Source organism: Acidicapsa dinghuensis, assembly GCF_025685685.1.
In the GTDB taxonomy this organism is placed as follows: domain Bacteria; phylum Acidobacteriota; class Terriglobia; order Terriglobales; family Acidobacteriaceae; genus Acidicapsa; species Acidicapsa dinghuensis.
The window spans coordinates 606,807-625,221 of sequence record NZ_JAGSYH010000001.1 but is presented as its reverse complement, the minus strand read 5'-3'; the positions used below and the strand labels follow the sequence as shown (position 1 = coordinate 625,221).

15 protein-coding genes and 1 tRNA gene are annotated in these 18,415 nt (G+C 53.3%); 11 read left to right on the top strand and 5 right to left on the bottom strand.

Annotation, left to right across the window (positions count from 1 at the left end; genetic code table 11):
• Positions 1 to 56: 56 nt before the first annotated feature.
• On the top strand, positions 57 to 434 hold the full coding sequence (locus OHL22_RS02430; protein ID WP_263332813.1) for an FtsB family cell division protein: 378 nt from the start codon (positions 57 to 59) through the stop codon (positions 432 to 434).
• A gap of 58 nt (positions 435 to 492) precedes the next feature.
• Here the strand turns inward: OHL22_RS02430 and OHL22_RS02425 are convergent, their stop codons facing one another.
• Positions 493 to 1,935, bottom strand: coding sequence for an amidohydrolase (locus tag OHL22_RS02425; protein ID WP_263332811.1), 1,443 nt, complete (start codon positions 1,933 to 1,935; stop codon positions 493 to 495).
• Positions 1,936 to 2,337: 402 nt separating this feature from the next.
• On the opposite strand from OHL22_RS02425, the gene OHL22_RS02420 reads away from it, so the two are divergent.
• The 4 genes from OHL22_RS02420 to OHL22_RS02405 all read left to right on the top strand — a co-directional run bounded on the left by OHL22_RS02420 (position 2,338) and on the right by OHL22_RS02405 (position 5,423).
• The gene (locus OHL22_RS02420; protein ID WP_263332809.1) at positions 2,338 to 3,315 is read left to right on the top strand and encodes a hypothetical protein; all 978 of its coding nucleotides are present in this window, start codon (positions 2,338 to 2,340) and stop codon (positions 3,313 to 3,315) included.
• Positions 3,316 to 3,317: 2 nt separating this feature from the next.
• Positions 3,318 to 4,445 (top strand): hypothetical protein, encoded by a 1,128-nt coding sequence (locus OHL22_RS02415; RefSeq protein WP_263332806.1) that lies wholly within the window; start codon positions 3,318 to 3,320, stop codon positions 4,443 to 4,445.
• On the top strand, positions 4,442 to 5,131 hold the full coding sequence (locus OHL22_RS02410; RefSeq protein ID WP_263332804.1) for a hypothetical protein: 690 nt from the start codon (positions 4,442 to 4,444) through the stop codon (positions 5,129 to 5,131). The genes OHL22_RS02415 and OHL22_RS02410 overlap by 4 nt, the downstream gene beginning before the upstream one ends.
• 202 nt (positions 5,132 to 5,333) lie before the next feature.
• Positions 5,334 to 5,423 (top strand) — tRNA-Ser (locus OHL22_RS02405).
• 74 nt (positions 5,424 to 5,497) lie between these two features.
• Here OHL22_RS02405 and OHL22_RS02400 read toward each other — a convergent pair.
• The gene (locus OHL22_RS02400) at positions 5,498 to 6,727 is read right to left on the bottom strand and encodes a cation:proton antiporter (RefSeq protein WP_263332802.1); all 1,230 of its coding nucleotides are present in this window, start codon (positions 6,725 to 6,727) and stop codon (positions 5,498 to 5,500) included.
• 891 nt (positions 6,728 to 7,618) lie between these two features.
• Positions 7,619 to 8,977, bottom strand: coding sequence for a carbohydrate porin (locus tag OHL22_RS02395; protein ID WP_263332800.1), 1,359 nt, complete (start codon positions 8,975 to 8,977; stop codon positions 7,619 to 7,621).
• Positions 8,978 to 9,449: 472 nt separating this feature from the next.
• On the opposite strand from OHL22_RS02395, the gene OHL22_RS02390 reads away from it, so the two are divergent.
• From OHL22_RS02390 to OHL22_RS02370, 5 genes are all read left to right on the top strand, one after another.
• Positions 9,450 to 9,722, top strand: a complete 273-nt coding sequence (locus tag OHL22_RS02390; RefSeq protein WP_263332798.1) for a metal/formaldehyde-sensitive transcriptional repressor — start codon at positions 9,450 to 9,452, stop codon at positions 9,720 to 9,722.
• A 215-nt stretch (positions 9,723 to 9,937) separates the two neighbouring features.
• Entirely contained in the window at positions 9,938 to 10,216 is a 279-nt protein-coding gene (locus tag OHL22_RS02385; RefSeq protein ID WP_263332796.1) for a hypothetical protein, read from the top strand.
• A 115-nt stretch (positions 10,217 to 10,331) separates the two neighbouring features.
• On the top strand, positions 10,332 to 11,096 hold the full coding sequence (locus OHL22_RS02380) for a helix-turn-helix domain-containing protein (RefSeq protein WP_263332794.1): 765 nt from the start codon (positions 10,332 to 10,334) through the stop codon (positions 11,094 to 11,096).
• A 439-nt stretch (positions 11,097 to 11,535) separates the two neighbouring features.
• Positions 11,536 to 11,850, top strand: a complete 315-nt coding sequence (locus OHL22_RS02375; RefSeq protein ID WP_263332792.1) for a hypothetical protein — start codon at positions 11,536 to 11,538, stop codon at positions 11,848 to 11,850.
• Positions 11,851 to 11,873: 23 nt separating this feature from the next.
• The gene (locus OHL22_RS02370) at positions 11,874 to 12,464 is read left to right on the top strand and encodes a hypothetical protein (protein ID WP_263332790.1); all 591 of its coding nucleotides are present in this window, start codon (positions 11,874 to 11,876) and stop codon (positions 12,462 to 12,464) included.
• On the opposite strand, the gene OHL22_RS02365 is transcribed toward OHL22_RS02370, so the two are convergent.
• On the bottom strand, positions 12,444 to 13,325 hold the full coding sequence (locus tag OHL22_RS02365; protein ID WP_263332789.1) for a hypothetical protein: 882 nt from the start codon (positions 13,323 to 13,325) through the stop codon (positions 12,444 to 12,446). The two genes, OHL22_RS02370 and OHL22_RS02365, sit on opposite strands and share 21 nt — an antisense overlap.
• A 462-nt stretch (positions 13,326 to 13,787) precedes the next feature.
• Between OHL22_RS02365 and OHL22_RS02360 the strand changes: the two genes are divergently transcribed.
• Positions 13,788 to 15,197, top strand: coding sequence for an alpha/beta fold hydrolase (locus OHL22_RS02360; RefSeq protein ID WP_263332787.1), 1,410 nt, complete (start codon positions 13,788 to 13,790; stop codon positions 15,195 to 15,197).
• Between the two features lie 287 nt (positions 15,198 to 15,484).
• Here OHL22_RS02360 and OHL22_RS02355 read toward each other — a convergent pair whose 3' ends face one another.
• On the bottom strand, positions 15,485 to 18,238 hold the full coding sequence (locus tag OHL22_RS02355) for a hypothetical protein (RefSeq protein WP_263332785.1): 2,754 nt from the start codon (positions 18,236 to 18,238) through the stop codon (positions 15,485 to 15,487).
• Positions 18,239 to 18,415: the final 177 nt, after the last annotated feature.

The following is an 18,415-nucleotide window of genomic DNA, read 5'->3' as shown; positions in this document are numbered from 1 at the left end:
CCGCGCCAGCAACACAAGAATCAATGCCCGAAACTCCTCAAAACCCGAGCCTGCCCGTGAGCCCAAACACGGGCAAGACCACACCAAAGCAGTCACTCTTCACCAGGGCCAAGGGGAGCTACGCCGCCAACCGCCGCCGCCTCGGCACCGCCCTCGCCGTGGCCTTCGCCATCCTGCTAGCCTGGCACGTAGTCAACGGACGCGACGGCCTCACCAACTGGCAGCATAAGCGCGCCGAAGACAAAGCCCTGGCCGCAGAAATCCAGCGACTCACCGACGAGAATACCCATCTAAGCCAGCACGTAGACCACCTAAAGACCGACCCAGGCGCCATCGAGTTCGAAGCCCGCCAGCGCCTCCACTACGCCCGCCCCAACGAAGTAATCTACGCCCTGCCTAACCAGCCGCAGAAGCAAACCTCTCCCGCTCAATAGCGCAATCCTCTGCTCGCGGATTCCTGATCTCTGACCCCTAATCTCTGATCCCTCTCTTTCACTTCCCCCGATAATCAATCACCGGCTTCTGCCCCTTCGGAATCGGCGAATAATAAGTCTTCCCCTTAACCTCCGCATCAAAGTCCGCCTTAGCCGACTGCACCAGCCCAGCATCCGTAAACAGATCCACCACCGTCAGCGCAATCGCCTTTGAAGCCACCACCATCCCCCGCTGCCCGATCGTCGTTCCCGCCGTTGCCGCCGCCTGCCACGTATGCGCCGCACTCCCCGGCACAAACGTCGCCGTCGTAAACCCAATCGTCGGCACTGCCCAGCTCACGTCTCCCACATCCGTCGACGCCGCCGGAGCATTCGGATCAATCGGCCGCAGCGGTTCCACCTTCTCCGTCTGATCCAGATCCGGCGCCATCCCCGCCGGAAAACTCTTCTGCAGCCGCAGCGCAAAGTCCTTCTCATCCGCGCTCATCGTGTACCCGCCCACTTCCTCCAGATTCCGCTGCGCCACCTTCGCCAGCGCCGCGTTCGGAACGATATTCGCATCGCTCCCGATATCCTCCATCTGCATCGTCGTCCCCGTCATGAGCGCCGCGCCCTGCGCAATATTCTCAATCCACTTCCATATCCCCTGCAGCGTCTCATTCGACGGATTCCTCGCCATCAAATCCATCTGCGCCAGATCCGGCACTATATTCGGAGCCACCCCGCCCTTCGACACAATGTAGTGCACCCGCGAGTTGCTCGGAATATGCTCCCGCATAAACTCAATCCCGTTCCCCATCAGCATCACCGCATCCAGTGCCGACCGCCCCCTATCCGGAGCCATCGCCGCATGCGCCGCAACCCCATGAAACGTGAACTTCGCCGAAATCACCGCCAGCGCCCCGCCATTGATCACCGCATTCCCATCCCCCGGATGCCAGTGCAGCACCACATCCACACCCTTAAACAGCCCATCCCGCACCATGTACACCTTGCCCGAGCCGCCCTCCTCCGCTGGAGTCCCGTAATACCGCAGCGTCCCCGCCACCTTGTGCTCGGCCATGTACTCCTTCACCGCCACCGCGGCCAGCGCCGCCCCCGAGCCCAGCAGATTATGCCCGCACCCATGCCCCGGCGCACCCGCTATTACCGGATCGCGCTCCGGCTCCGTCTTCTGGCTCAACCCCGGCAGCGCATCAAACTCCCCCAGAATCGCAATCACCGGCTTGCCCGACCCATAGCTGGCAATAAACCCCGTAGGCTCATCCGCCACCCCGGCCTCGACGCTAAACCCCGCAGCCTTCAACTCGCGCTGCAACAGCGCCGAACTCTTCTCCTCGTGATACCCCAGCTCCGCATAATTCCAAATCTGCTTCGAAACATCCCTCCACTGCGCCGCATGCGCATCCACCAAAGACTCAATCTGCTTATGATCCGGAGCCTGCGCCAAAGCGCTCAAGCCAGCAGCCAGCACCGCCGTACCTACAATGGCGAAACTCATCACCACCGGTATCACCCGACCCCGCCGACAAAGACACCCCAACCCAAGCATTCCCACAGGCACTCTCCTCAACAGCAGATTTCAAGCAGAATACAGCAGCAGAAAAAGGAATTGGACAATGAATCAAGGAATGAGAAGGAAGGTACTTGGATACGGGTAGTCATTCAATTGAATCTCGGCCTCCCGCGAGCCGATTAAAAGCCACTACCCTAACCCACTACGAAAGTGCTTATCCACCATAGCTGGCAATCTTACCAAAGCCTTGGGTAAACGATAGGTCTTCGCAAAGATCAATAGATCATCCTTCTTCTGTAAGAGTCGGTGACAAACTTTACCGGATTTACGGTAGCAGCCGGATGTGCTAAGCTTTCCGCGTCCAATACTTTAAAAACGAGCAGTGGAATGAGTGAAACCTCAAACGTCGCAAAGATGGCAGAGCTGCTGTCTTCCGAACTTTTCTCGGAATTCTTCTGGAAGAAAAGCGGTCCAGTTGATCAGAACTGGAAGTGTGTCGTGGAATCTCACAACAAAGACACACATCCGTCCGATGTTGTTTTTTACTACGACGAGCCATATAAGCCTGTGAGAACGTATGTCAATTGCGATCTCAAGAGTTATTCTGCAGAAACAATAACGACCGCACAAATTTATGGTGCGGTAAGAAACCTAGCTCTTTCGTTGAGTTGCGCAGAGCAGAGTGAAGAATGGCGCAAGAAGTACCTCCACGACGAGGTGTCAGCATCAGTTGTCGGGTTGTTATTTGTGTATAACCACGATGGTGCTTACAGCCGCAATTTTCGAGAGATATATAAGTCTGTGAAATTCGATGATATTCCTGTGCCGCGTGGTTCAAGGCTGTTTATCTTCGGGCCGGACGAAGTGCAGTGGCTGGATAATGTTCATTATGAAATCAACTTTCTTCGCGGCAAGAGAACTATCCCAGATCAAGAACATTGCAGATTTTTCTACCCTCAACTAGTTCAGAAGAAGAATCTACGTATAGAGACCGCCCGAGCTGCCACTTTGGAAATGTTGTGTGGCCCTTGGATAAGCTTACTTTGCGAAGATCCACAAGGACGAGAAAAGACCCTCTTGGTTTTTTATCGCGATCGTGGTTCTTTGACACAAGAATTCTTGTACTTGATTGATTACTTGATGCATTTCCAGCAAATTACACCTGGTGTGAAGGTCTTGATCAGAACCCTCGATGCAGATTCGACCGCTGCTGCTAATTTTGAACGAGCCATCGAGGAGTACATCATTGAATTTGGCGGTGCCGGAGAAGCTAGAGCCGACCTGAAAAGGATTGAATTTGCGCCAATCCACAAGATTCACACATCGTTTTCCTCCGAAGAAATCGGGATGATGCGAGGTCAATAGTAATGCTTCTTTATACGGCAACAGACAAAGAAATCCACGATCTGCTGATCTCTCAAAGGCAACAATTCACAATGGGCGTTCTGCTGGAACTCGGTCGATCGCGCAATATCTTTTACTCCAGAGAGGAGCAGCGGGATGATCTTGTTAAGAGCCTGTCCGCGCTCACATATGGCTTCAATCAGATAACAGAGCTGCAGAAGTTTAACGATCTCGGTGCTCGCACCGAATCCACTACCACCATTCGGCTGAAAGGAAAGTTCACGGATACTGACGTGCGGGCTATAGTCGATGAGTATCGAAATCAAGAGGCATTGACAAATGACATTCAGATCATTACGGGATCGCCTACCAAAAATAGGGTTAGTGTAGGACTGAAATATACGGAGACTGATTTCTCAAAAACGCGTCTTAGGCAGAGACGGAAGCGTGAAGCGAACATCGATATTGATATCGATTCAGATGGTATTACCGTGACGTTGCCCGTCAACTCCACGGCTATAGCGGTCAGCAAAGGTATCAAGCAAAAATTTGATGCACGTGCAAATGAGACGTTGCCGGAAGAGCGTGTGGATTTCTCACTCCTCACTTCTTCGGGAAGCAGGACGCGTTTTTTTACTGATCTCATCGGCGGGCTGCCAAAATTCGAACTGGCAGACGTGGTTAGTGTCAGAGTCAAAGCCTCTGTAGGTTTTTCGCCTGAAAACGAAGAATCCGACCAAGAGAGCGATCCTCAAGCTCCAGATAACTCTGCGGAAGCAAGCGATGAACTGAAGGCTCTGGTTCGTGAAGTAGCTTTAAGTGGGTCAAGCGTCCTACTGTCCTCTCACTACAAAGATCTAAGAGAAGGCGGTTTTTACATAGTGTCGATCCGATGGCGCTCGAAGCAGATTGAGGCGCCTTACCACCTGTTCGATTTCACGGCTGGAATTGACGAACCGGAACTGGGACAAGGTTTCAAATTTGCCGTTAAGGGAACGTTGATACGTCGGAGTGGAGGCTACGTCAAGACGTGGCGTAATCTTGACGAAGAAGATCGCAAATCCGTTTTGAGAGTACTCGACGTCACCGCTATTCAGGTGTTTAGACGCTTGGTAGTCGAATTGAGCGGAGAAAGTGGGATCCAGCAATGAAACGCGTCAAATGGTTAGCCGGAAGTTGGCCGATTTCCGTGCGTCAATTGGCGCAGAAAATTCGTGCTGATGTTCTCACGCCTGAAAAAATGTCCGGCTTTTTGGTCACACGCGTTCGCGAAAATTCGATAGATGCTCGTTTCATCGAGAAAATCATTTCTGAGGAGATGATTACCGATCCCTTTGGAAATGAAATCAGCTTTGAGAGGACTTCTTACATCGAGACAGCATTTCGTTTCTCAAATGAGTTTCCAGAAGTGGAACTATTGAATCCTCCTCGTTCGATCGGGCCATTCACAAGCCGCATGCTCCAAATTTGCAACTTTGAAGCCGCCTGGTCGAACCTTAATGTAGATGTACTGGAATGGGCAGATAACGTCCAACGAAAAATCGGAGAGCCAATCACGATTGATCGAGCTCATGTAAGAGATGTTGTGTTCGACGACGCGGTAAATTTCGAAGCCACGCTCACAGGGACTAAAGATGTCAGACCATCCATGAGAGCGCTTCTTGGTGCGCGCCAACATACCTTAGACAAACTAAATCTTTCTGCGAGCATTGCCGGCCGCAACGTAAGGGTGCAACTGTCTTCCGACGCCGGAATGCAGGCTCCTAATGGGATTCCTGAGGAGATCATCCTAGCCGTCAGACAGGCGTTGCCAACAAACTCCACCGCAGACAAATGATGAGAGCCAAATTACGTGAAGGCCGGGCGTTCCACCCGAGCTAAAACACCAAATCCCCAAACCACATTCGCGCCCCGCGCGAACCCGGAGGGAGCAGTGGCCTTCAGGCCACTGAAAAAGTCTCCAAAAAGAAGAAGGGCTTAGCCCCGGGCCTTTCACACTCACACCCAATCCCCAAACTGCTATTCTTAAAACATCCCGCGGAGGGATGGGTGAGCGGTTGATACCGGCGGTCTTGAAAACCGTTGTGCCTGAAAGGGTACCGGGGGTTCGAATCCCTCTCCCTCCGCCAGTCATCTTCACTCCTGCCCTAGCACCACCAAACCCAGCAACCTCTCCAGACCTCGCCGAAAACCGAGAATCCTCTCACACCTGCTGTTCGACAAGACTTCTCTTACCAATCAAGACAGTGAGCAATGGTTCCGTCATGGAAGTTGTTACCAAGGCCATCACGACAAGCATCGTAAACAGCGTCGGAGAGAAGATGTGCGCGTTATAGGCAATGTTCAATACCACAAGCTCCACCAGGCCTCGTGTATTCATGAGCGCACCAAGTGTGAAGGAGAAGCGCCAGCCCTGCCCCGTCAGACGCGAGCCCAAAATAGCGCCGGCTATCTTTCCAACGATTGCCACCAGCACAATGAGAGCTGTCCAAAGCCACGCTGCCGAGTTGTTCAAGAGGTCGAGCCGTGTTCTCAGCCCGGTGAGCGCAAAAAACAATGGCAGCAAAACGAGCGAAAGTACAGTACTCAACCGGTTTCTCAGATCCTGCTGCCATGCAGCTATGCGTGGAAAACACAAGCCAGCCAGAAATGCACCAAAGAGAGGGTGGACGCCGACAGCCTCTGTAACTGCCGAGGAAGCGAAAACCACCGCCAGCATCACTCCCAGCACTCCATACGAAAGCGGACCATTCGCTAGCCGGGCCGTCAGCCGGCGGCACAGAGGTCTGACCACGACGAACATCACAATCAGATAGACACCCAGCCATAGATGCCGCATGAGATACGTCGAGACATTGGTATTCGACGAGACCAGCGTCATCGCCGCGGCTAACAACATCCATGCCGCTACATCGTTGACCGCCGCGGACATAAGCGCAATCGTGCCCAGCGGGCTCGCTTGCAGATTTCGCTCTTCCAGCACGCGGGCAAGTACGGGAAAAGCCGTGATGCTCATCGACACACCGAGCAGCAGAGCAAAAGGAAGTATGGGAACGTCGGAGGAAGAAAGGTGTGAGTGCAACAGCGGAGCGATGGCAAATGTTATGCCAAAGGGCAGTGCAATGCTCGCCAGGCTGGAAACTGCCGCAGTCGTCCTCTGTCGGCGCAGATGTTCATAGTCCAGCTCGCTTCCAATCAGGAAGAGAAAAAGAATAAGCCCGATATTACTGAGTAATTCGAGCGAACCGAGCGACTCTGGAGGAAAAAGCTGTGCGGAAAGCTCCGGCGCCAATCGCCCAAAAACCGATGGCCCAATGAGAATCCCCCCAAACATTTCTCCGACCACCTGCGCCTGCCCGATCATGCGTGCAAGACGGCCACACACCAGACTGACAAGGATCACGATAGCGACCTGAAGAATAACGATCGTCAAGCAATCATCCCAGGACCGACAGAATAGAAACGTTGGATTGAAGAATGGAGTGGAGCGATTTTGAACCCGGCATCGGCATTACGCCAATGGGCTATGTGTACTACCTATATTGACACGATCTCTTGCCGGGCGCCGCGAGATCGGGAGCTGTCAGCGCTTTGTCCTTTATTCCGCGTTGCTTTCTCGTCTGTCCTTTGTTTTTGCCGTTGCCTTTTTGTCTGTCATCCCCGCAGGGGATCTGCTTTTCGTCTCAAATCCCAAAACCCCGGGTGCGGGTGCCCCCGGTCTCGATTTTGAGACCGGGGAAAATGGATGCTTCGACCTCACATCTGTCGTCCACCACAAATTCGGGTGCCCCATTCATTTCGCGCTTTTGCGAAATGAGTGGGAAACAGCCTCATTCCGCACACCAACTCCGCCGGGTGCCCCAGGTCTCGCTTCTGAGACCTGGGATCACGACACTCCGAATTCCCACTCCGACCCGCATACCGATTCGCAAACCAAATTCGCGCCAAGCGCGAACCCGGAGGGAGCAGTGGCCTTCAGGCCACTGAAGAAGTCTCCAAAAAGAAGAGGGGCTTCAGCCCCGGGCCTTTCACACTCGCACTCCACACCCAATCTCCCGCTCTCCCACCCTCATCGCGTGTGGAACATACCACAACAGATATAAATTCCCAACAACCCTCCACCCCACGCACAAACGCCCATAATTCCGCGCAAAAACACGTCCAGCAAACGCAGCAACTTGCAGAAAACTTCGCTTGACACGGCTCCCAAGCCCCAACCACCCCAGGCCAGAATGTTCCACGAGGAGCAATCCAACCCCCACACCCAAATTGCTCCACGTGGAACACTGCTTCGACTTCTGAAATTGCTCCACGTGGAGCAATTTCAGAAGTCCACGTGGGCCCTTACTGATCCGACCCACGCTGGGCCGCGATCGCGGTTATACCCAGGATTGTTGATGTGCTGCACATCCAGCGTGTAGAACAGTCCTCGCCACGCGTGCCATGTGTAATAGCTCTCAACGATGTTTTCGCGTCCGTAGTTCAGATTTCCATCGCCGAGTAGAAATCCAAGACCGCCCAGTTTCAGATACTCCTGGTGATCCTTCTTGATAGCGTTCGACACAAATGCAATCGCTACCTTGTCTACCGGCCGATGCCAGCGTTTCCCGGCGTAATCTGCACCAAGCGAAACCGTCTGATCCACTTCGGTGTAGGCGTAGGATTCGTGCTGACCTTCATTCCATCCGAAACGGCCAAATACTCGTAGATTTTCCGTTAGTTCCTGCTCTGTGTTGTAGCCGAATCCGTATTTCAGTGCGCCGAAATGTGCGTGATTGTCGATCACCGGAGTTGCATCCTGTCCGTTCAGGTATGCGTCGATTGCTTCGCGATAGGTGCCCATATGGGCGCGATTCGCGAAAAAGAGTATGCGCGATACACTTTTGCGATCCTTGATCCAGCTATGCCGATATTCAAATTCGCCGTTGTGCCCATGCGCCCGGCTGAATGCCCAGTCGAGGTCGATGCCATTCGCTACTGTGGGCATGGCAAAGATTCCGTAGCGGATCGACCAGTTGCGGTCGTCGTACTCGGCCATGCCGCCAACCGTGTAGCCGCGTGTATCGGCTGCGTAGTCCCATGCGCCGTTGTTGTCGATGGTCCAGTTCATGAACTGGAGGTGGCTATCAGAACCGACAGAGTTGAGATCAAAGAAATCAGGTAATGTGAGCTTGCCGATGCGAAATTCCAGGCGGCGCACTGGTACCTCTTTTGCGAGGGCAAAGGGATTGGTGTCCTGATCGGTTGTTTCATTCGTGAATCCGATGACCTGATGGATTTCGTAGCGTGCGGTGTAAGGCGCTTCGCCAAGATTTGGATTACGTACCACGTCGAGATTGGTGAATCCGGCCAGGCCAAGCGCTTCACTTAATCCACGTCCTTCAGCGGCCTCTTCGTCATAGATGAAGTCGGTGTTGTAGCGAACGGAATGATTGCGTCGTGCAGCCAGATACAGCGTACCTACCATTGAGGTTTTGTACTCAGCGGAATTTCTGAAGCTGTTGACACCCTCGTACAGCGAATGAAAAGGAAGCCGTCCTTGAAAGATGATATTGGCCTGCCCTGAGATCCAATACATGGCTCCTTCAGGATGAGGAGCCATGGTGACGATCTGCGTATCATCCGTGGTTCCGGCCAGATCCGCGCCCTCCCGTTGCGTGGGCGCAGCGGGCAAGTTGGCCATAGATCCGAAAGACTGAGATTGGAGGGACTGGCTGCATGGCGCACAGGCCGCGGAGAACTTGATAGCGGCTACATTAGGAGCGGGCGTGGGCGTTTCGGGTAACTGTGCGAACGAAGTGAATGATGGAGCTAATGCTGCGAACGCGCAGAAGAAAGCACGCAGCGGAAAGCGCCAGCCAAAACCAGTGCGGTCGGAGAGAGGGTTGGCGGCGCGTTGCGTCAAGCGAAAGACTCCAATGTAGAAATGATGCAGATTATGAACGATTCGGTCGCATTGCCATGGTATACCCCGGTAGGGTATATGGCAAGACTATTAAAGAAAGAAACGCGCGCAAGGAGCGGATGGCCGCCTGGCAGTCTGGTGAATGGGCAGGTAAATGGACCATGTTGTGAGGCTTCGAGGCGATTTGGTGAGATTGGGTCCTATGCGCCCGGGACAGGGGTGGAGTAGATAATGAATCGGGAGATGAGCGATGTCGCATGAAGATCGAGAGACGGTAAAGCTGCTGCAGCGGATTCGCAAACTGCGCGGACAATTGGATGCGGTGGAGCGGTCGGTGCTTGGAAACGGGGATTGCGGTGACCTGCTGATGTTGCTGGCGGCTGTGCGAGGCGGGGTGAATAGTCTGATGGGCGAGGTGTTGGAGACCCACATCCGCTTTCACCTGAGCGACAGCGCGAAGGAAAAGATTGCTCCCGAACTGGCTGAGGATTTGATCGATCTTGTCCGGGCCTATCTGAAGTAGCAGGCCGAAGCCGGACTTTGAGACAGAGGATACCGTTCAAAGATGAATGCGCGATGAAATGCCGGATTCGGGAGATGAGGCCAACGTTCGTTGAGCCCTACTCTCGCTTGCCAAAGCTGTCCTTTCTGTTGCCGGTGTCGGTAGTGTCCTAAAAGTGCGTTGAACGGAAACAGCAACCGCTTGCAATCCTGATCTGGCGCTCATATCGTTGAATCATGCCAACGCAGCGCAATCAACTACTCACTCTCAAGCGTCTCATCTCTCAGGCCGAACTTGCGTTGCCTTCGGACAGTAGCGGAGCGCGATCCCGCGAATTGTTGAGCGCGTCCTCTGCGCTTGTCTCCGATCTGCTGAAAGAGCAGAAAATGCCAGCCGCCGCGCTGTTGGGCGCAAAGGGCGGCTCTGTTACTGCCAAGCGGGGCAGCGAGTATTTTCGAGAGCTGGCAGCCAAGCGCAAGACTCGTGCTGGCGGAAGACCGCGCAAAGAATCCTAAACCGCGTAAAATAAAGCCCATTACAAACGAAAGCCCGGCGCGAGGCCGGGGCATTTCGATGATGCGGCTGGTTACCCTCATCGTAACGCTCTCTCGTGCCTGAAGCAAGGGAGCAATGTCGAAATCTGCCTCCGGGGTCACGCTTCCACATTTGACGCCACAAGAACTGATCGATAGAGATTCCGAAGAGAATCTCTTAAAGACGCGGTTGCGTGCGTGCTTGGATCGGGAGGACTTCGACTCAGAACGGGCAATGCATGTGCTGCACAGTGGTGCCATAGATATTTTCAAGGTAATGAACTTGGCATATTTGAGACGTCCACAATACAAGCCCGAATGGAAAGAAGAGATCATTTCCACCGCGGTGTTTAGAGCGCTTTACTCTTCATTTGATTACGTCAGTAAGTATGCTCACCAAGAGTACCGGGACAGTGACGATCCAACGTTGGAAGTAGCTGAAGAATTGAAGCAAGCAATTCGCGAGCATGTTGAAGCGACAGCCTCACATTTCAAGCCTGCTTTTACGTCTTCCGATACGAAAAAGCATCCTTCAGTTTTTGAGTCGCTCACAGGAAAGGAGGCAGCCAGTTATGCCCGAGCGGGAATCGATATTGCTTCCGCTTCCCCACTCCTGCTAATGGCCCACGCCGCCCTAGATCATCCAGCGTCAGAGACAGCATCTCCTATCGGGGACCAACTTCGCATATTGCGTCAGGAGAGCGGCTTTACGACTGAAGAGATCGCAGAAAAAATTGGCATCAATGTTCGCCATGTATACAAGCACCTAGCGGGTACAGTTCCCCGAGCAAAACACATCAGAGCCTATGAAGAGGTTTTTACAGCTGCCCTCGGACGAACCGTCAAATTGAAACGTCAGTAAAACGTCACTGACGTTGGCATGACGTTTTCAAAACATACAGCCCAAAGTCATCCATAAGACATTCCTTAAGTCATTTCGCAACAAACACATACCCAATAGATTGTGGGTATGAAGTTGCTATTCAGAATCCGAGGCCCACCAGACCACCACTCCCCAGAGACAGCAAAGGGGAGAGCATTTTCCACGATGCTTTCCCCGGTCCTAGCTGTGCGAATGTGGCGGAACTGGAATACGCAGTGGTCTTTAAAACCACGGTCCTTGGCCGGAATTGTGGGTTCGAATCCCACCGTCCGCACTACCAAAAGTATCGGCAAGCATTCGGAAAGTAAAGGCTCACGGCTTATTTTCTGCGTTGACATACAGCAAGCGCTTGCTGTATTATGTATGCATGATGAGCGATACGCAAACCGCAACCGCCATGATCTGTAAGACGTGCAAGATGGACTGTCAGCGATTCGGAAAACACCGCAACGGTCTGCGCCGCTTCCGTTGCCCTGGCTGCCGGAAGACGTACACGGAAGCCCACAAGCGCGTTCTCGATACCATGTACATCGCGCCTGAGAAAGCGGTGCTCGCTCTGCGATTGCTCTTGGAAGGCAACTCGATTCGCTCGACAGAAAGAATCACTGGCACAGATCGCAACACGATTATGAGCCTCTTGCTCAAAGCCGGTGAGCGCTGCCAAAAACTCATGGATGAAAAGATCGTATCCCTTGGCGTGAAAGACGTAGAAGCCGATGAGCTGTGGGGCTAGGTCGGGAAGAAAGAGAATCACAAATGAAATCCGAAAAGAACGACCCGATAATCGGGACGGCTTATGGCTTCGTAGGGATGGAACGAAACACAAAGTTGGTACTATGCCATCACTTGGGCAAGCGCGATGCAAACTCAACTGACAAGTTCATGCACAAGCTCTCAATCGCCACATCGAAGCAAAAATTTCAACTCACAGTAGATGGCTTCCCGCCGTATCCCACTGCCGTCAAAATCTTCCTTCCGGGGCAGGTTCACTTCGCGACGTTGACGAAAGTTTACGGCGCTGCGAGCGATGGCGAAGGCCGCTACAGCCCGGCTGAGGTTGTGGATTCTGTCCCATACATCGTTTCAGGGAATCCCGTTCGCAGCCGTATCTGCACGAGCCACATTGAAAGAGTCAACCTTAGTATTCGCATGGGAATGCGTCGCATGACGCGCCTCACAAACGCATTTTCTAAGCGCTGGTCGCATTTGGAAGCGGCATACTCGCTGTTCTTCGCTTATTACAACTTCTGCCGCGTACACAAGACGTTCCGCGTCACTCCGCCGATGGAGTCCGGTTTGACGGGTCACGTTTGGACGATAGGAGAACTACTCTGTTTGGTCGGGTAGATCAAGCCTAAGTTGCACGCGTTCTACATTCTTTATGTCTAGATGGACTGGTATCAAATACTCGTCAAATGTCACATCCGCTCTGACTTTTACTTGTCCCTTCAGAGAAAAATCTCTATGAAATCGGTCTTTATCTTCTCCAATGAACAAGTAGCGGGCCGTCTTGCCATTGCCAAATTCGAAGGTTCCTCGATTTGTCTTCTTATTGAGCGAAATTAAGGTTCCGGAAACCTCCAATTCGCGGCTGGTGGTATCAGATTTTTGAGCAAAATACCCTTTCTCTGAACTTTCAATTCGAACCTTAGAATCTTCGACGCCATCTTGTTTTAGCTCTGCGATATCAACGTGACCGCCGCGAAGAGGGTCTACTATTTTGGAAATATCCTCATCGATTCTTTTAGACACGAATGTCTCGAAGACTTTGACGGGAATCGATATCTCTACTTTTCCTATATTGAGTACGTTAACGGTATTGTTTTTCCCGTTTATGTTGAACTCGTAAGGCTGGCCTTCAGTGTGTTTCTTAAGAGAAATTACGCCCGTTATGACTTCGAAGGCCGCTTTCGCAGCCTCTAAAGCGGATTTAATTGTCTCCAGCCCTCCGGCTTGCGAAATATACATACCCGCCGCAATGAGAAGGTCGAATGATCCTTCGCGAACGGCAGTAACTTTGAGTTGGTGGTAAGCGTCTGGCGCTATGTCCGACGCTACCTTTGCGTACGCCCCGGAAAATCCCTGCAAGGCGGAGACAACCTCTGCAACGTCCATTTCTCCGGCAGCAACATCTGGTCCGTCGTACCGCAGACTAATGGGTATAGCATCTTCCATTGGGATGCGCGCCATTATCCAAGGAATGGGCATCCATTGGCAATGCAACTTTGCCGGGAGGGAGTTAAAATCGCCAACGCACATTTCAGACACTACCCGGTGTGTCGATGGCGTATTTCTCTTTATCAGAGGGGTGCAGCGAGGTCATGAAGAAGGCGAATTCTCGATCTCAGCCGAAGGACTTCAATGGCGAGAGGCAGACTTCCGATTGCCGATGATTGCTCAACGAGTGCATTGGGGATCAGGCGCTCATCGAGAAGCGGGTTACTCCTCCCCGTCCATTTTCGGATCACCATGTTCGATTCTGGACATCCCTGGATACTTTCAAGCGCGGGCCTGATCTCCTCGCTGCGCAGAAATTCTGCTGTCTGATCAGCGAATAGCCCGCTTTTGCCGCAATGATCTCCCCTTTTGGCGAACGATATTCAATTGGGCACCGTTGTGCATGCGTGGACCGAGGTGATCCACCCCTCCAAGAGAGTACAGAAGAAAACAATGATCAGACTCCTTTTTCTCAGTTTGCTTCTTATAGCGCCGTTTGCCGCCGTTGCACAGCAGGGTAATGTTCCTCGCATCGAATCGAGTGACTGTATCTATAAGGCCGACAGCCTCCACAAGACCCGGTGCGGGTTTCTGATCGTACCGGAAAATCGCCAACATCCGCAGGGCCGGACAATCAAGCTGCCATTCATCTACGTGGAGAGCAATAACCCGGACAAGAGCCCTGACCCCGTCCTGTACACGGGCGGTGGCCCCGGTGTCAGTTCGCTGCATCCCGTCACTTCGATTGCCCGGAGGTCTCTGCTGCGTAATCGGGACTATATCGCATTCGAACAACGTGGAACTCATTTCGCACAGCCGAACCTCGAATGTGAAGGCCAAGGGAACGCGATTCAAAACGCTTACCTGGAACATCGGTCCTTAGACGACGCAGGGCTTTCATCAGTCAGAGAGTGCCGGGAAAAGCTGATCAAGGAAGGTATCGATCTCTCCGCCTACAACACGGACGAGAGTGCAGCAGACATCGAAGACCTTCGCCGTCTGCTGCACATCGACTCGCTGAATCTTATGGGTATTTCTTACAGCGGCGGTCTGATGATGGCTGTTCTGCAAAAGTATCCCGAGCACATCCGCTCGTTGATTTTGGACTCGCCCCTCCCAGAGTTTGTAAACATTGATGAACAGGAGCTGGCCAATTTCAATGAAGCGCTGACATCCGTGCTGGGCAGCAACGACAGCACACTGCTCGACCGATTTCACACATACTTCAGCGGTCTCGGCGGCAAGGTGTTCACGATCAATTATCAGTTGAAAGATGGCAAGACTGTGACCATGGATTATGGCCGCAGCGAACTGCTGAGCATTCTCCACGACAAGGTAGAAGACTACGACGGGATCAAAGAGATGCCTCAGATCATCAGCGATATGATCGATGGGCGGCAGGAGTCGTACGTTAAGGCGTATTTCGATGGGGTGTTCTCGGGAAGCGGCTCGATATCGGGCATGCGATTGTCAGTCTATTGCTCAGACAAGATGGCCTTTGAAGATCCAGCCATCATCAAGCAGCAGGAAACGGTTATGCCCTGGCTGGCTGGCTTTCACGTCAATGATGTTTACGGCGCGGTGTGTGACGCCTGGCGAGTGAAGCCAATAGACGCGGCTACCAAAAAGCCGTACTACAGCGACGTACCTGTACTACTTGGCGCAGGCGGATTGGATGACGCATGCAGGCCCCTGTACAACGATATGATCCATCACTATTTTCCGAACAGCCAGCGACTGCTTTTCACCAAACGTGTTCACGGACCACTGCTGAATTCTTTGGAAGGTGACCTGTACATCGGAGAGTTCCTAAACAAGCCGCGTGAGCGTCTCCAGGGGCAGCAGGATATCGAGGCGTATTGATTGCCGAGCGGTCCTTGTAATGCGAATGCAAGAATCCGAGGGCGCTTTGATCGCTTCGCTCCCGCGCCAATTGACGCGTACAGGCCGAGTCACTCATCCACTCCAATGTGCGTGGCCCAGGGGTCATGCTCCTGAGTCATGCTGAGTGCTTGGGCCACCATTTTCACGACAATGATTTTGCCGGTATAGCCGGTAGTCTTATTGCAAACTGCGCGGACAATTGGATGCGGTGGAGCGGTCGGTGCTTGGAAACGGGGATTGGAGGCCCTGCGATGCACTGCGTTCCCTTACGGCATCCGGGCATAACGGTCGTCGATTTCTTTGAGTCTTCGTTGTAGTTCTTCACGATCGACCACTTCTCTGATCGGATTATCTCCATAAACACGGCAGTTGTAGTCTTCGTGGCAGCTGCCCGAGTTACGGTCTCCCGTCAGCACGTGCTCCCTCTTCATCGGAGGATCGTTGATTACCTTCTGACGTTCCTGATCGCGCAGCCAATCGAGATCGTCTGAAAGATAACGATGGATAATTCTGAGCTGGTCATCGTTCCAGGAGTTTGCGATCTGGTTGGCCTTGTTCGGATCGTTGGGGAAATCTTTGGCATCTCCAAAAACGCCGGCATAACAACCTGACAGGATGAATTGTGCCCATAGATCCTTACCCGCGTTCGATTCCATCCGTTTGCAGCCACCGGTTTGATCTTCATGGCCGTTCCAACCCACGATCATGGCGAGGGCGAGCAGTGTTTCTCCTTCGGCATTGTTGAGTGCGACAGCGCGCGCGCTCCAGCAATTGCCACGCGGCAGTTCGTCTGCACGGTAAGCGTACTTGACGATTTCGAGCGCGGCATCTCCGTTGGTAACGGAAGACGTTTGCGCGCAGGGCTTGAGCATATCTGCATGAGAAAGCAATGAAGAGTGGTCTTCCATCATGACGGCGCGGACGCGGCCATCATAAGCTGCGTATTTTTCTGAAGCATAGGGTGGGACCTCGATGCTGGGAAACATTTTTGAGCGACGCGTCATGCCATCATCGTTGTGTGTATTGCCCCAGACGGCGCCGAATGACACCGGGTCTGACGGGTACTGAAGCAGTATTCCCCATTGCGTGTGGTCCCCGGAAGGAGCTACGCGCCCGCGGAATTCGGTATTGAAGGTCACACCGTCTTTCGTGGTCTGGTGCGTTGGCGCAAGAATGAAATTGGCCCCTTCCCACTTCGTGATGGTCCAATCAAACGGATTGTCCGGCTGGCCGTCGTAGTAGCCAATGTACCTATTTCCATTGCGAGTAGCGCTGACACAAAGGTTGAAAGCGCAGACGATTATCTTTTGTGGCGCATCGGTCTTTTTCATTGCCGCGGCAGAAGGTTCTTCGGGCGCATTCATAGCGACTTCCGGCATGAAGTTATCGCGGAGTTTGCCGAACCACGCGCCAGCCCTAGGTTGATCGAGATGCTCACGATCAAAGTAGAGAACGCCACCGTTGACAGTGCGGCCTTTCACTTCGCCGAAGTAGTAAGCTGTCATGCCGTTAGCAGATTCAAAGCGACGCACGAGGAAATAGTTGGAGTGAAAGTCTTCGACGATGAGAGGACGCGGATGATTGTTAACCCAGCCCTGACCATCTTTTGACGGAAATGTCCAGATAGTGGAGAAGTCTGCGTCTCCCCAGTCGCAGCGCCTGCCTTCGCAGTCATTCAGCGTAAAAGGATATTGCAGAGACGGTGCAGGAGATGAAGTGAACGCGGCGAGTGAGCCCCTGGTGATGGTACCGTTCCAGGCGGAAGCGGCTGGTTCGCCTTGGTATCCGGGCTGATAGATGAGCGAGACGCCAGTGATGTTTTTGCCGTCGATGCGGCCCATGTAAAGAACGCTTAGTCCGCGCTCGTCGCTCTGACTGGTAACGCGAAAGGCGATGAGTTCGGGATCGACGTGTTCGATCTGAACCTGCATGGTGCTGGAGTGATAGTGACCGACGCCGTTGCGGCCAGTGAATTCGAAAGTTGGGTGCGCACCGTTGAAAGAACAGAGCGGGTCGTCAAGATCGCATTCGGCGATTTCAAGATTGGCTGACGATGCGGATGCGGGAATTGCAGGCGCAGTTGGTGCGGTGCTGGAGACGACGGCAGGTGCATTGTTGGGCACGGTTGATGGTGCAGTTGCGCGAGCGGGAGTTGCGGGAGGGTTGGGCGTTGGCGAGTTGTTTGGTTGTGCGGAGAACATGGCCTGCTCCGGCACGAAAGTGGGTTGAAGCTGGCCGTACCACGAATCTGAACGCGGCTGGTTTGGACGGTTTGCATCGATATATAGGACGCTGCCAATAATTTGATTGCCGGAGATTTCGCCAAAGTAGTAAGCGACGAGGCCGCCAAGTGCAGCAGTATCATCGCGACGGGCGACGATAAATCCTGGGGTAAGTGTTTCGAGCGTCACAGGGCGCGGTGAGTCGTTGAGCCAGCCTTGGCCGTCGCGGCTGGGAAATGTCCACGTTATGGGGTACTGCGTGCCGGGTTGAAGGCAGCGATTGCTTTCGCATTCGCGCAGCGTAAAAGGATACGTGAGAATGGGGCCTGCAGATGTTGGCTTAAGTGCAGCAAGCGAGCCCTGGATCATTCCGTTCCAGACGCCGGTTTGCGGAACATTGGGATTGTTTGCGGCGTAATAGAGGACGCTGCCAAAGATGCGGTTGCCCTGAATGACCCCGGTGTAGAGCGCTTTTAAACCACTTGAGTCGACGCGACGGACGGCGATGGCGGAAGCGGTGATGTGCTCGACGGCAAGCTGCTGGTTGCCGGTGCCGAACTGCCCCATCCCCGCAGTGCCGTTGAGGTGCCAGATGGCCGAGTCGCTCTTGCCAGGAGTACATCCGGGAGATTCACACTCAACAATTTGCACAGCGTACTGCTGTTGCGCTGACTGCGATTGCTTCTGGCCCTTCGGCGTGGGCACGTGGATGGTAATGCGCTGGGCAATGATGTTCGTGGCGACGGAAATAACAACGATGCAAGCTGCCAGAGCTCTGGAAAATCCAGTTAATTTCATGAGCAACTGCCCTCTGATGGAATATGCGCAGGAATGGAAACTTTTATGCAACTTTACATTAAAAAATAGATGAATTCCGGGTGGAATCGGCTTATGTCTACTAACCATCGGTTCACCTGTCGAGAACAGGTTGAGTCGCCCTGCTCATTTTCATGATGGGGCCGTTCTTCATGGCTT